Source organism: Acidisarcina polymorpha, from assembly GCF_003330725.1.
GTDB lineage: Bacteria > Acidobacteriota > Terriglobia > Terriglobales > Acidobacteriaceae > Acidisarcina > Acidisarcina polymorpha.
Window position 1 is genome coordinate 1 of the sequence record NZ_CP030844.1, and the last position, 14,694, is coordinate 14,694.

The window sequence follows — 14,694 nt, forward strand, 5'->3', positions numbered from 1 at the left end:
ATCGTCTGCTTCATGGCTCTTCAACACCTCTCCGTCCGTCCAAAGAATAACAAGTCGCCTTATTGCGACAGAACCTGGTGACGGGGGATAAGAACCTCTCATATCAGCAAAATCTGACGGGCCGCAAGCTGGCGCTAGTCGTACTGGAAGAAACCGATTGGAACATCCTTAAACACGAAGCCGCGCCGGTGAGTGCTGCGCTCGATGCAGCCATGCCCGGAAGTTTTCAAGAGGTAACATTCCATCGCCGCCGCCCACGCGGCTCTGGTCGAAAACGCGATTGCTAGGGTCGGCGGTTGGCTTCGCGGACCCGGTGCTCCGGAAGCACTTGTCTCCGCTCGGCTGGGAGCACATCAACCTTACCGGTGACTACCAGTGGCGAAACACTGCAAGACTCGGCAAAGCAAACTCAGCCTTTGCGTCAGCCGTAACGTACGATGGTATCCGTGAGCGTGGTCGGGGTGCTAAGGTCGTGAAATCCAAAGGCTATGCGTTCAACATACCAATTTCCCACCCCGGAGAACTGAGAACGGCATGGAAGATCACTCGCCAGGAGAAACGAAAGAGAATCCCATTGCACCCAGTACTTCCCAAGGCAAACTCCCACCCCTCATAGACGCACAAAAAGGCGGAGAACACGTAGGCTGCGGTGCAGACACAAGTTGCACCGAGGCTCCAGCGAGATCCAAATGGCGAAGGTTTTGGGCTTGGGCGTGGCCGATGGATTTTTCGGATGCGGTAATGATCCTCCTCACAGTCTTCATTGCCCTTGGCACCATTGCGAGTGCCATCGCTGTTGGATTTCAGTGGTACGAGATGCATACTGGCGGAGCAGATACTAAGGCTATAGCTGAGGCTGCGCAAAAGCAGGCTTGTGCCGCCCATCAGATTGCCGAAGCTTCCCAGAGAAACGCCACAGCTGCGGAAGAATTCGCAACCAGTGCCGGCCTGATCAATCGTGGAGTAGAGGACGCTGTCAAGAAATTGCAACTCCAGGCCGATCAAGCGAGCCGATCTGCTGATGCCACCAAATCTGCCGCCGACACAGCCAGGGAAACACTCAGGAAAAGTCAGCGACCCTGGGTGAATGCCGAATCATTTGTCCCAACGACCTTTACACTTCCGCCTGACGGTAGATTTGCCGTTGATGGCGATTTGGTGATCAAGAATACAGGGGTATCTGTCGCCACTGACGGCTGGGTCATGATGGTTGCCGTACCCACTGCCACAAGTTGGCTAACCAAGAACTGGGACCAGGCATGTGAAATAGACGACCAGCAGATACTCGCATCTCACACATCGGCAGCGAAGGGTCTTGGGGATACTTGGCCAATTGGATTTGTTCTCGCCCCCAGCCAAGAGACGCGAATGAGAATGGCGATGGGAGATGTCCATGGATTGATCGAAGCGCAGATTACAGGAGCATTGCCCCACGCCACTTCTGAGCAAGATCCTCGAAGTGGGCAATTCTATCTGCTTGGCTGCGCCCGTTACAAAGACCAGTTTGGAACGGGCCACACGACACGATTCTGTTTCGCATACCTTAATGACAGACTGAGTCCATCTGGTTTCTATGTTTGCAATGGTTTGGAATCTGCTGATTAAGAAATTTCGCCCCAACCAAGCACAATCCCTGATACCTAGCCACCACATTGGCGATCTCGCTGTACGTGACGTTCAGCTGGGCGATGTCTGTTGTTATCTGCGCAGCTTCCACGTGATCACAAAATCGTGGAGGGACGAACTCGGCCCTTGAAACATGAGATCAGTATATAGCGAAGAAAAAGCGAACACGCTATGGAATTCGAGCCGAGCGTAGTCCGCGGTTGGGCGATACCTTCACAATCATCCGCTAGCTAGTCAGGAAATATGCAGTAGGTTACTAGTGATTACCTGAGTAATAAAATCAGGGTAACTTCCACTAAAGTGGTATAGGCACGAACTCGCGCCTTGCGCTACGTTTGCGCTGTTGGATTTCGCTGCCTTCCATTGAGCTTCCCCAATCCTAAACAGCCTGACTACCGGGCCATCGCCTCTCCAGGAGGAATTGTGAACACATGCCTGTCTTGCACTCGAAGTGTGCTTGTTCTTTTCCTAGTCGCTTCGGTGTCTGGGCATCTAGCCGTTGGCGCCTCCGGCACAAGCGCAGCCAGTGCTCTTGCCGAGCTGAAGCAGGCCTTCTCCCAGGGTAAATCGGTCACCAGCGTTGAACTCTCCGGAAACGCGAAGTGGTATGCGGGAAGCCTGGAGGACTCCGGTCCAGTGACCTTAACTGCTGCTTCCTCGGGGGCCGCTCAGATGCAACTGTCGCTTTCTTCTCTAGGCAGCAGGACTGAGTCTCAGACCGGCTTGGGTTCTGCGATGGCCTGCTCGTGGTCTGGATCCAACGGAGATTTGCACGATAGCAACCTGAACAACTGTTGGAAACCAGTGATTTGGTTCCTCCCGGCACTGTCGCTTCAATTAGGGCTGATGCCGTCAAGTCTGGGCATAGCGGACTTCGGTACGGGAATCGTCGGATCCGGTACCTTTCATCATCTTCAAAGCCAATTGGTCTTTGGTGACACGCCAATGAGCATCACGACCGAAGCAATGAAAGCCAGCACCACCGACATTGGTCTAGACTCCATCTCCTCTTTGCCTGCGGTCATCGCCTATAAAGTTCAGCCCGACACGGGTTCTCAAACCCCGATTGCTATCCAGGTTCATTACTCAAACTACAAGTTGGTGAATGGAGTTCAGATTCCTTACACGATCAAGCGATTCGTGAATGGGAAGCTGCAGCTTGAGATTTCTGTCAATCGCACTCAGATCCAATAAAGCCAAATTACTTCTGCACACTTGGATGGTTTTAATGATTCGCAAGGCCTTGCTTCTGCTCGTGGTTGTTTTCAGCCTGATCCCTGCCTGGTCGCAAGTGACGACTGGCCTCTATCCCTACGGCTCGTTCGATAATCTCGGGTTCGACTCCATCGACCGGGGCAGCTTAAATGTGCACTTCTTAATTCCCATCGTGAATAAATCCGGCCGTGGCGTGCCCTTTTATTACAACCTCTCTCATGAGGGTCTTGTTTGGACGCCAACGGTCGTCAACGATGTGAGCACTTGGTCGCCTGCTCAGTCGTTCGGGTGGCAGGCTGATACAGACGCGGCGGTTGGATATATAAGTTACTCTTACTTATCGGGTGCTATTGGCGATACGTGTACGTTTTTCACTTATTCAAACGTGGTTTATCACGATCCGTTTGGCGCTAATCATGCATTTTCGGGTGCTATTCGGTCGGAAACCTGCCCCAGCGGAATAACGACTTCTGGAAACATCGGGGGAGCCATCGATGGGTCCGGCTATCGGCTCGCCAAGAATGCAAGTGGCTTGAGTATCCCCCAAGGACCTGTTCTCGATAGGAAGGGAAATACATTTGCAGTGCCGGTAGCGCCCTCAGGTCCCGCTTCAGTGAGCGATACGAACGGCAACCAAGTGACGGCCAGCAAGAGCGGTGCTTTCACTGATACCACCGGAGCACAAGTTCTTACTATTACCGGTAGCGGTACTGCCTCTTCCCCGAAGGTGTTCTCGTATCCTACCTATGGTACGAATCCAAACGGCACTAGCCCGCCTTCAGCAAGCGCGACCATCTATTACAAGACATATCAAGTGCAGACGGCATTTGGATGCAGTGGTCCGGGAGAGTACAACCTGTCAGCAGACCTTGTTGACCACATCACCCTTGGGGACGCCAGCACTTACAAGTTCACCTATGAACCGACGCCGGGCCATAGCGCGAACGTCACCGGACGCTTGGCATCGATTACCCTGCCGGCGGGTGGGATTATCTCCTACGCCTATACGGGCGCTAATAACGGAATTAACTGCGCGGACGGCACGCCGACCGGTATTACCCGCACCACTAGTGACGGAAGTCGCGTCTACGTACGTAGCCTGATAACCAGCAACACCAGCCGAACCGATATCACCGACGGCTACGGGAATCATTCTGCCTTTAACTTCGTGACCTCTGGGTCGCCGACCTCCTTCTATGAGACCCATCAGACAGTCTATGACGGCGCAATCAACGGTTTACCACGAGAAGAGCTCTTGAACTGCTACAACGGTGCTGCAACGCAACAATGCGCCACGGCCGCTCTGACCCTGCCAATTACGAAAATTGACACCTATGAGAACTTGGATGGGATCCAGCACGGCTGGACTTCTACTTACAACCAGTTTGGCCTTCAGACGGAACTCGACAGCTATGATTTCGGCGGAGCCAGTCGGGGAGCGCTGTTGCGGAAGGAGGTGTGGACTTATCCCGCGTCTGGCATTGCGAGTCTGTTAGCGTCGGATACCGTCACCGATGGAAGCGGAAACCAACTCAGTCGGACCTCCTACCTGTACGATGAGACGACGGGAACAGGACATGCTGCTCTATCGCAAACTTCGGGACTTCCCCAACGTGGAGGCCTGATCGGTGCTCAGCGAGGAAATGTCACTACGATCACTCAATCGAACAGCTCGACGCCGCTAACCACTGAGCTGTCCTATGAGGACACCGGGAACCCTTTGAGTGTGACTACGCAGAACGGAACATCGACCTTCAGCTACGATCCCCCCACACATGGCTTCTTGAATAGGGTCACCCCGCCAACCCCGACGAGCGGGGTGTCTCTTTATACTGGCTCAAGTTACGACGCAGCCACTGGAGTTCTGTTAACGACCACCGATCTTAGCTCACAGGTGACAACCTATAAGACATACGATGCGTTGCTGCGGCCGCTGGAGATCGACAATCCCGGCGACGGGGCAACGTATAACTTTTACTCGCCGGGCCACAGCAGCGTGTCAAAGACGCTGAGCGCCACGGAAACGGCTGAAACCGTGATCTTCTACGACGGCTATGGGCGTCCAAACCGGCGAGCCATTATGAATGGCCAGAGCGCTAATCCCTGGTATCTCCAGGATACTTGCTATGACGCAAATGGGAACGTAGGCTCCGTGTCCTACCCATATCAGGGCTCCGAATTCCAGGCTCCGCCCAAGTGCGGCGGGGGTGGGGCGGACGATGTCTATGCGTACGACTCACTAGGAAGAGTCACGCAGATTACCCACTGGGATAGTAACGACCTTATTCGGTACACTTATGCCGGACGAGCCACTCTGGCGACCGATGAAAATGGTGTCAGCCGCATCACCCAGGTCGATGGATTGGGCCGGGTCACGTCGGCCTGCGAGGTCTCCTCTTCCACACTAGAGGGGGTTGCTCCGGTTGCCTGCGGCCAGGATATCCCCGCCACGGGCTTTCTGACCTCCTACTCCTACCCCACGGCTAGCGGGGGCAATCAAGTGACAATGGTCGCCCAAGGCTCGCAGACCCGCACATTCATTACCGATTCCCTGGGTCGCCCTGTGTCGGTCACCGAGCCGGAGCGAGGCGCGACAAATTATCAGTATGCCTACAACGCTACGGGACTCAAGGTAACCCGAACTCGACCAGAAGCGAACCAAACCAACCCGGCCATCCTCACAACGACGACGACCCAGTATGATGCACTTGGACGGGTGGTTTCTGTTGGGTACGTGGACAACGGTGTTCCATCCGCATCTACATCAAACAAGAGTTTCGTTTACGACACGATTTGCTGCACGACGAACAATCTGCAGTACGTTAGGGGCCGGCTGGCCGTCATGGGAGCCTTTGTCGGAACGGCAACTACGAATCATCCTGCCGCTTCAGAGTTCAGCTATAACGTGAGGGGCCAGATAGTGAATATGTGGAACTGTGCTCCGTCGACGTGTGGCACGGCGAAGCAGGAGTCGCGTCCGCTGGGCTTTACCTACGATTGGGCGGGTAACCTGACCTCCGAAGGAGACGCTGTCAGTGGACAAGTCGCCTACACTCGCTCCCCGGCCGGCGAGGTGACCTCGATCAACAACAACAGCTATAACCTGACCGGTGGAACCGGCGGATCGACACCCATCGCCTCAAACATCATCAATGGACCAAACGGCCCGGTCAGCTACACTTTAGGTAACGGCCTTAATCTCTACAAAGGCTACGACTTCATGGGGCGGCCAGACGGGCAGTGGCTGTGCAGAGGAGGCCCGGCGGCCGCATACTGTGCCAGCGGGGGGACACAAGCCTTCGGTCAGGGCGAGACCATCAAGGGCTCGCAGGTCTCCTACGTGGGCGATACCGTTCTGGGTCTCTCTACCAATTACTCCTATGACGAGTTCAACCGGCTCAGCGCCCGTACCGTGACGAATGGAGTCGCCAATCAGAACTACACCTACAGCTATGACCGGTATGGCAACCGATGGTCGCAAAACGGCGCACCTTCCTTCAGCGCCTCCTTCGACGCGACGAGTAACAAAATCAATAGCGGCGGCTATACTTACGACGCGGCCGGTAACATGACCAGAGACGGGTATCATAGCTACACTTACGACGCGGAGGGCAACATCGTGAGCGTCGATGGCGGCTCAACCGCGTCCTACACCTACGACGCACTGAACCGAAGGGTGAGCGTGGCTACTCCCGCTGGAACCAGTGAATATTCTTACGACTATGCGGGAAGGCGCATCTCCACCTGGAATGCAGCCACGAACAATGGTACCGATGGCCGCATGTATTGGGATGGGCAACAGATCGCCTTTCGTTCCTCTGACAACGCTACCTACTTCGAGAACCAGGATTATATCGGCACCGAGCGCATCCGGACTGACCATAACGGCACGACGTCTGCAACCTACAAGTCTCTGCCCTGGGGTGATGGCTACGTGGCCAGTATCCTCAATAGCGAGGCCGATGTAGACAACTTTCACTTCGCTGACATGGAGCAGGACAGCAACGACGCCGGCGCACCTATGTCCGAACACGCTCAGTTCCGCAACTATTCCTTCTACCAGGGACGTTGGCTCTCGCCTGACCCTTACGACGGGTCGTACGATATCCCCAATCCGCAGAGCCTTAACCGATATGCCTATGTGCTGAATAATCCGCTGAGCTTCTTCGATCCAGCCGGCCTGCAAGACGGCGATCCAAGTCACCCGAACTGTGATGATGATGACACGGTTTGCGTTAATGGGGGTGGTGGCTTCTATGGCGGTGGCGATGGCGGAGATGGTGGAGCTAGTGGCCACGGCGGCTCCGGAAGCGGTTCAGCCCCAAATAACGACTGCACAGATAACGCAGTTAACCAAGTTGGTGGAAATCTGCAGCAAAATATACAGGTTTCAAAAGTGCTTAATGCCATGTTCTGGACTGCTGCCCCAGTGGGAGCAGTGAATGCATTGGCAATATATTTTGGTTTAGTGCACACCGGCGGACCATGGGACTTCAAGAATTCTTCTGGCCCTGGAACGCACGACCAACGCGTCGCCGCTGGGAACGTGAACTACGGTGCAACATGCTTTATTGGTGACGAAGCATGTCAATATGCCGCTGGTCTATACGGCAAACTCAGCGGCAACCCAGGAACGGCAGCTACACACTTTGATATTCCATCGGACAATCAACAGATTCAACAAGGGCAAGCTATCAAAAAGAAAGGCTGCTGAGCATGAGCAACGCAATGACTGCGACTCGTCAAGCGAAGAGGCTACTCTCCTTCGTACTGCTTCTTATCGCAATTCCCCTAAGCACGATCGCAGTTGGTGGCTGTGACTCTGCCGACTATACGGTCGTGAGGGAAGTCAAATCGCCTGATAGCGCAATCTCTGCACTACTTGTACAACGCCGCGGCCACGACTCTCTTTCCTCGGATGTGTTTTATGTTGTCTTGGTAGATCATCACCACGACCCAACCGACCTACCTAAAGCAATACACGATAAGCCAATTCTCGTCGCTACACACGGCCATGACGTGGAACTTCAATGGATTAGCACCGGTCGCATTAACGTGGTATGTGCAAACTGCGGAATTCAGAAGATAGATGTGATTGAAAAGAGAGATAAATGGGATTCCATTGATGTGACATTTGTCGGACTCCCGCAAGGAACTGCGACGACGACCTAGAAGTAGTGCCCCAAGTAACTTCCAGCGAATGCCTCTTCCCGTAAACCATCTGAATTGCACCACGAGCACTGGGGCTAGCTTCCCCGCTCCGCCAGGATTCAGCGTCAGCAATATAGCCGCAAACGGAGCGACCAATGGGCTGTCAGGGGCGGGAGCCGCTGTTGGGCAAGGTGGATACTATGACTTCCAGCGTTTCCAGGTAGGTTCCGTCACGCAATTCTTCTCTGGATACACACCGGTAGCCAATGTCGCAGTAGGAGCCTACGTTCAAGGGACGGGAGCGCCACAATGGGTGGCCAGCTTAATCTCGAACACTTACGCCTTCTTCAAATCCTCAAACGGAGCCACTGCTCAGCAGGCGCAGTTTAGAAATTTGGGCTTCTCTCTGGCTGCTGGAAAGGGGACATATCATGTCAACCATCAATACCCTAGATCGCTCATCAGGCAGTTCCGCGAGGCCCCTAGACATCGCGTTCATGGCCGCCAACGTAGTCGGCATCGGGCTCTTTACCTTCGACTTGCATCTCGCGGCTGGCGAATACCGCAGGAGCATGGGATGGTTCCTATCGCCGGGGAGCCCTTCGTCTGGGCTCTAGCTCTGCCGGCGCTGGGAGTTTTTTTCGTGGCCGATCTTGTATGGGGAGGCTTGCTCTTACGCGGTGGAGGGTCCAAGAGAAGGCTCTGGTGGCTCGTCACTGCGGCGGTATGGCTACTTGCCATCGTTGTAGACTTCTCCCGTCACTGATCGTCAAGCCGCTCCCAAATGGTGTCTTCGCAGCAAGGCCGTCTCTTCGGGGGCGGCCTTGCCCCAAATGTATTCGGCCACCCTGGCCGGCCGCCTGCTGAATGCTGACACCTGTCTTTACACCATGACCCCCCGATGAGCACTTCATCCTCGATCAGCATCCGGCTCACCCGCAGGTGACTATTGCCGCAGGTTTTTCAGGGCACGGATTCAAGTTCTCGAGTGTCATCGGAGAGATACTTGCGGACATGGTCGCTGGGGTCGCGCCAGGTTTTGACCTGAGCCTGTTTTCTATCGGCCGATTTCAGGCGGTTTAACTTTTCTGGTCCGTTAGCCGTATGCTCATTCGCATAGAGACAACATCAGGCCAGCTCCTTCCTCCTATGGACTCATTGACTGAGATCGTATAATGGTATCTGTTACAGCATGAGCCGCTTGGCCAGCTGTGTCTTCAGATAGTCCGAGGGGCCTGCCTCTGAATTCTCATTGGACGATTATGAGCAATGGGACTACATTCCGCAAACGGAGTGAATTTGGGCTATCTGGCCCACTACCTGCCATGGCCCGAGGAAGCATGTGCGTATGATCCGTCGAGGGCATTGCCTCACCTGTAAGCCGCGCGTCAAAGAGAAGATCCGTTTCGTAAACAAGCTGTTCGACATCTTCGCTGTCGCTGCCTGATCGAGCGTCGCACCGAGTGAATGCGACCTGTGAAGTTAATGAACAGAGCCTTATCGCGACAGAACCTCCTAACGCACATGCCACATACAACGGCGTTTTATACAAGCTCGATGAGTGACAATGGCTCCTGGCCCAGACGTTCAAATTCGGCCCGATCAGTGGCCGCATGAGGCATATGAAAGAAGGTACTGGTACACACTCTCCAAAGGAATTAGAGCTGCAGATAAAAATGGCAATCTGGAAGGGCTTAGATTCCTACATTCAGCAGCAGAACCTTAAAGGATTCGAACTAGCGAAACTGCTCCAGACTTCTCCAGCTTCAATAAGCCATTTACTCGCTGGTAGACTGACACAGCTCAGTATTTCCGCATTGATTAATTTTGCAGCGCACGTTGGACTGCTCATAGAGGTTAGCGTTTCGGCTCCGTCATTTCATCGGCCTGCTTCCAATTCCAAGCCCTCGGCCGAATCAAATATTCAGGAAGAATAGCGACGAGTCACGCTGGCGGTTAGAGATCGTCAAGCCGTGCCAACGGGCGTTCAAGATCATAGGCCTAACCTAGATCGTGGAGCGCAGCGTTGCTTCGAAGACGACGCGCACCGGGTGCTTCAGGCCATGAAGAAAGTCAGACTCATCATTGAGTCGGAAGCGGCCGACAAAAGAAGCGGTCGCTCCATCGAAGGTAGAGGCCAAATTCTGGGCTTTATAGCTTTCTTGAGTGCAATCGGTCCTTGGGCTTTATATCTGGGTCAGATTGCCGTAGCGATCGCGTGTTTCACGACTTTTGTCCTTGGAGTCGTTGGCATGTTCATAACCGGCCGAGCGAAAAATACTGACAAAGAACAGGACTGAACAGGCAGACTCAACGTTGCTTTCGATGAGGGAAAGTCTGCGATAGTCCCACCCAAAGTGGGACCTCCCTCTGCCGTAAGGCGGCAAGGGACATCGAGCAGATCAAGTTTTTGCTGGGACACTCCTCTATCCAGACGACGGAACGTCATCTGGGTTCTGAGCAGGAGATCGCGGTGGCGGTGAACGACAGTTTGGGCCTTTGATTCCAAGCAAAACAATTTCGAAGGATCTCATGTTGAGGGAGCGGTTGATCCAACGGAGTGCGAGCCGGATCTCCTGCTGAGCGTGATTCTTTCGATCAAGCGTTTCCGCGGAGTCAGGTTTTTGTTGGATGTACTAAACAGCCAAAGGCATTCAACCTTTCATGTAACGGCTTCGCCCGGCGCTTAACGCTATGTCAAATAGTTAACATAGCGGTGCAACTCTTCATTGACCCCACGCAACATATTTACTGCGTAAACGCTGCAGGTATAGACCCGAACGCGATCGTACGCTGCTCTCAACGCGGATTGATTCTTTTTTTCGCAAAGAGAGCTTCATCACCGCCACACAGTGCAGCAGAAGCGGCTGTAGATCAATTGCGCACGGCGGGCTTTTCCCACGACTACGTCTCTGTTCTCAAGGCCGATATACAGGGGGTGGAATGGGAATCCTTGAGTACGAAGCGAAGCGTTATGAGGGGCGTGGTTTCTGTTCATTGGGAACATTCTGAAGAAAATAAGCCGGGCCACGAAATCCTTAAACAAGCCGGCGAAGGATATTGTGTCGTCGGGCGAAAAAGCCGTCAGTACGCACACCGAGAACACGGCGGAACTGAACAATCACGGCGTTGACGTTCCGACCAGAACCTACTAGCTCGCAGTTCGAGAATTCCGCGGGACGGAAACCAAACCGGGTCCGGGTCGACCGGCCTCTCCACGAAGGGAGGGCGTCGGTCTGGTAAAGAGAACTTGCACGCCGCTCCCAGTGCCGCCGCTGCCGATCTTGAGGCTGGAGTGCAACAATCCTTGATGAGAGAACATTTTCGCCTCCCTCCAGAAAGGCTTTATGCTCGGTAAGCTTTGGGATCCAGCGACAGCCCGAATTCTTTGTACAATTGTCCTTTGCGCGGCTATGCTCGCCTTACTATACGGTGCCCGCGACACTCTTACCTTGTTCCTCTTTGCAATTCTGTTTGCCTACTTTATAGAGCCGCTTGTGGGACGCCTAGAACTGCGGCTTCAAGGTCGGATTAAGGCAATTGTCGTAGTGTACCTTTCGTTGATTGCCATCTTGACTTGTCTAGGGTTTGCCATCGGGCCACGAATCCTGGAGGAAGGAAGATCCCTTGCGATCAGCCTGCCCTCACTGTTCGATCGAATCAGCTCGGGTCAATTAGTGACGCAGGTAAGCGGAAAGCACGGCTGGAGCCAAGATCACCAGGCTCAGATTCAAAGGTTCTTCCTAGCGCATCGTTCCGAAATATTGGGATACGCAGGTGCTGTAGGAGCAAAGCTCGCCGAGCCGGTAAAGCATCTGTGGTGGCTCATCCTCATTCCGATCCTCAGTCTCTTCTTTCTGAAAGATGGAAAGATGTTTGCCAGAGAGATCGTCGATTTAGGAAGTGATGCAGGAGACCGCAGTACGCTTCGCGGGATAATAGGCGACGTAAACGTCATGCTTGGCAGTTATATTCGTGCGCAGTTGATCCTCGCCTCACTTACTGTGGTCTCCTACACGGTATTCTTGAGCTTCATGAGGGTGCCGTATGCCTTCATACTCGGACCCATGGCGGGGATCTGCGAATTTATCCCAGTTGTAGGGCCGGCTGTGGCTGCCGTCACCATCTGTGCCATTGCCGTTCTCACCAGCTATCCCCATCTAATCTGGCTGATTATTTTTTTGGGAATTTGGCGAGTGGTCCAGGATTACGTAAACGGGCCGAAGATTATGGGCGAATCGCTCGAAATATCACCGGTCGTTCAGATATTTGGAGTGCTCGCTGGCGGGGAAATCGCAGGAGTCGTTGGAGCGTTGATCTCCGTTCCGGTTCTCGCCACTCTGCGGATCCTGTGGCGAAGAATGAGTCGTGGTGTAAGACGCACGGACGCACCTCTGGTCCCCCAGCCTCCAATAAACGGTCGAGCTGTCCATGTCGTTTCAAATGTGAAGAGCTTCAGTAACGAGGAGAACGAATGATGGATTCAAAGCCTTATTTGAAGGTTCTGCAGTCGGCAGCTCCAGCATGCATTCTTGCCGTGGAACTCATTCTGTCAGTAACGCTTACTGGCTGCATGGTAGTGGGCGGATACAGCAGCGGAGGAGGGTGGTTTCTCTGGCCCGGCGGTTTGGGCGTTGTCTCTATGATCTTGCTAATTCTATTTGTCATGCGCCGGCGAAGATGATGCTGCCGTCCTTCAAAAACCAGTTGAGTGAGAGGCAGACGGTCGCTTGGTTTATCCCTCGTCTGTAAGGCTCCGTCCAGACGAGATGGATCTCCCCGTCCTATGGTAAACACCGCTTCCAATGCAAACGCGTCGGGAACATACAGCACCACACGAGCGCGCTCGTGATCGAAGCCGACCATACCGTGTGCTCACCAGTTTAGTTTTTGAGCCTGCAGCACCATGCATGCGTACGTAGCTCCTGTGTCGAACGAGTGTGTCAGCGATGGATGTTCTTCGCCCGTCTTGGGGGAGCGGATGTTGTCTTCGATGCCGCGAATACCAGAGCCGATGCTTGCTTCGCCCATGCCTGATTGAACGGAATCAGAAGGCCCAGTAATGAGTTCCAGTGCGGCGTATCGCGCAGAGCGTAGATAAAGCGCCAGGCTGTGCGTTGAACGATGAGGCTGCCCGGCGTGCTGCCTCCAGCATCGTCAAAAGCATCTCTTCGGCGGTGGGCTCCGCGGTAAAAGCACGAGGGGACCAACGTTCAAGAAATACAGGATCGATGGGATAGTCGGCAATTCTTCCGTTCACGTTCATAAGGTCTTCTCTGATCGATGTCGTCTGGAGTTCTTCATCGCAGCCACAATGCCAACCCCAACGCAACGATCAGGAGAAGGCACAGGATGTAGCCGAGCAGTTGCTGCGGGTCGAGTCCCACCGGGTGGGAGACCTCCGCGTCGAATTCGGGGTCGTGCCATGCTGTCCCCGGGAAAACTTGAGCAAAAGCCAATCCCACCCAATAGAGCGATGCGGCTGCTGTTCCGGCGAAAAACCAAGGCAAGGTAAGGGGACGTACTGCGAAGACACAGCAGAGCGACAGGGTGCCAGCAAAGACACCCATCAGCATTGTCTGGCCGTTATGGAACTTGGCGTGAGGCGGCCAGTGTGGATTCTTCATGTGCATGCGTGCAGTGGCAGGAACCACGAAATCAGCAAACACTCCACCAAAACCGTAAACAGCTACAAATGCCACAATCCATTTCGCGATAGCCATATTCCGACTCCCGCAAGTTCAGATGAACTCTAACCTAAGAGAAATATCGAGAAATAGCGGCCAAACGATGGGCGAGATGTTTACTCCCGCGCCGCACTCCGCAGAGTGGCAGGCGTCACCCCAACCGCCCGGTGGAACGTGCTGACAAAATGCGATGAGGAAGCAAAGCCGACCAGCACCGCGACTTCATCAACGCACGCCCTGCCATCAAGTAGCAGCTCTATCGCCCACTCGATCCGCTTTTGCATCAGCAGCGCGTGGGGAGTTAGTCCCTCACTCTGACGGCAGACTTTGATGAAGTGATGGAGGCTGAGACGAGCGGCATCTGCAAGCTCAGGAACGGAGATGCCGTCGCTGAGGTGTCTATTCAACAGATCGAGCATGGCTCGTCTTGCCTGAGGCGCAAGACCCCCGGCCGACCTCTGGGTCTGCTTGTGCCCTTGGGCAACGCTTTTCGCGAGGGCAACGACAGCTTTCTTCAGTTGGGCGTCCGACCCATGAACGGAAGAGGCTACCAAAGCTTGGGCAGCCGAGGCCTGCAGCTCACGATAGGTAAGCGGCGAAGCATCAGCAGGTCTTGCCCCGCATGTGGCTGCGAGTTCAGGGCTGAACAGCAGATGGAGAGTATCCGCAACCCCGAAAACGCGTATCCGCTCCGGCCGCTCTGTGAAAGACGTAATGACGGTTCCTGCCCGCACAACATGGCCGGATGAGTCCGCTTCTACTCCCTCACGGCTTACCTGACTTGACGAAAGTTGAAATACAAGGCGGAAAGTGCGGGATGCACTGAGGTTTATGACAGCGCCACGATGTCGGAAGCGAACCACCGCTGCGGATCCTCCGTAAGGAGCGTCCACCCAACGGAGTAGGGACGGAGTTCCTAGTTGGATCGTGATTTCGTCCAGCGCCTGGATGCGTGACATAGAGCCCGTCCCGGTACAAGGGTATACCGCGCCCCGCTCTCGGTCGTAGATCTAGG

At 54.4% G+C, this 14,694-nt stretch carries 11 protein-coding genes and 1 pseudogene; 9 read left to right on the forward strand and 3 right to left on the reverse strand.

The genetic code is table 11. The annotated features are described in order from the left end of the window. Positions 1-62: 62 nt before the first annotated feature. From ACPOL_RS32420 to ACPOL_RS35345, 9 genes are all read left to right on the forward strand, one after another. Positions 63-287: a hypothetical protein gene (locus tag ACPOL_RS32420; protein ID WP_114211316.1), complete on the forward strand. Its 225-nt coding sequence runs from the start codon at positions 63-65 to the stop codon at positions 285-287. Positions 288-741: 454 nt separating this feature from the next. Continuing rightward, entirely contained in the window at positions 742-1,605 is an 864-nt protein-coding gene (locus ACPOL_RS33870; protein WP_161557710.1) for a methyl-accepting chemotaxis domain-containing protein, read from the forward strand. A gap of 444 nt (positions 1,606-2,049) precedes the next feature. Further along, positions 2,050-2,820, forward strand: a complete 771-nt coding sequence (locus ACPOL_RS32435; RefSeq protein WP_150133215.1) for a hypothetical protein — start codon at positions 2,050-2,052, stop codon at positions 2,818-2,820. Positions 2,821-2,854: 34 nt separating this feature from the next. After that, the gene (locus ACPOL_RS32440; protein ID WP_161557711.1) at positions 2,855-7,555 is read left to right on the forward strand and encodes an RHS repeat domain-containing protein; all 4,701 of its coding nucleotides are present in this window, start codon (positions 2,855-2,857) and stop codon (positions 7,553-7,555) included. Positions 7,556-8,041: 486 nt separating this feature from the next. Next, entirely contained in the window at positions 8,042-8,758 is a 717-nt protein-coding gene (locus ACPOL_RS33340; protein ID WP_150133236.1) for a hypothetical protein, read from the forward strand. A gap of 176 nt (positions 8,759-8,934) precedes the next feature. After that, positions 8,935-9,075: a hypothetical protein gene (locus tag ACPOL_RS35340; protein ID WP_414633417.1), complete on the forward strand. Its 141-nt coding sequence runs from the start codon at positions 8,935-8,937 to the stop codon at positions 9,073-9,075. Positions 9,076-9,614: 539 nt separating this feature from the next. After that, entirely contained in the window at positions 9,615-9,929 is a 315-nt protein-coding gene (locus ACPOL_RS32465; RefSeq protein ID WP_161557712.1) for an XRE family transcriptional regulator, read from the forward strand. Positions 9,930-11,339: 1,410 nt separating this feature from the next. After that, on the forward strand, positions 11,340-12,470 hold the full coding sequence (locus ACPOL_RS32480; RefSeq protein WP_114211478.1) for an AI-2E family transporter: 1,131 nt from the start codon (positions 11,340-11,342) through the stop codon (positions 12,468-12,470). Then, entirely contained in the window at positions 12,467-12,676 is a 210-nt protein-coding gene (locus ACPOL_RS35345; protein WP_236657650.1) for a hypothetical protein, read from the forward strand. The genes ACPOL_RS32480 and ACPOL_RS35345 overlap by 4 nt, the downstream gene beginning before the upstream one ends. 8 nt (positions 12,677-12,684) lie before the next feature. Here the strand turns inward: ACPOL_RS35345 and ACPOL_RS32485 are convergent. The 3 genes and pseudogenes from ACPOL_RS32485 to ACPOL_RS32495 all read right to left on the reverse strand — a co-directional run. Then, positions 12,685-13,258: pseudogene (locus ACPOL_RS32485) on the reverse strand (nitroreductase family protein); the annotation flags it as partial. A gap of 34 nt (positions 13,259-13,292) precedes the next feature. After that, positions 13,293-13,715, reverse strand: coding sequence for a DUF6640 family protein (locus ACPOL_RS32490; RefSeq protein ID WP_114211477.1), 423 nt, complete (start codon positions 13,713-13,715; stop codon positions 13,293-13,295). 80 nt (positions 13,716-13,795) lie between these two features. After that, positions 13,796-14,638: a helix-turn-helix domain-containing protein gene (locus ACPOL_RS32495; protein WP_114211496.1), complete on the reverse strand. Its 843-nt coding sequence runs from the start codon at positions 14,636-14,638 to the stop codon at positions 13,796-13,798. Positions 14,639-14,694: the final 56 nt, after the last annotated feature.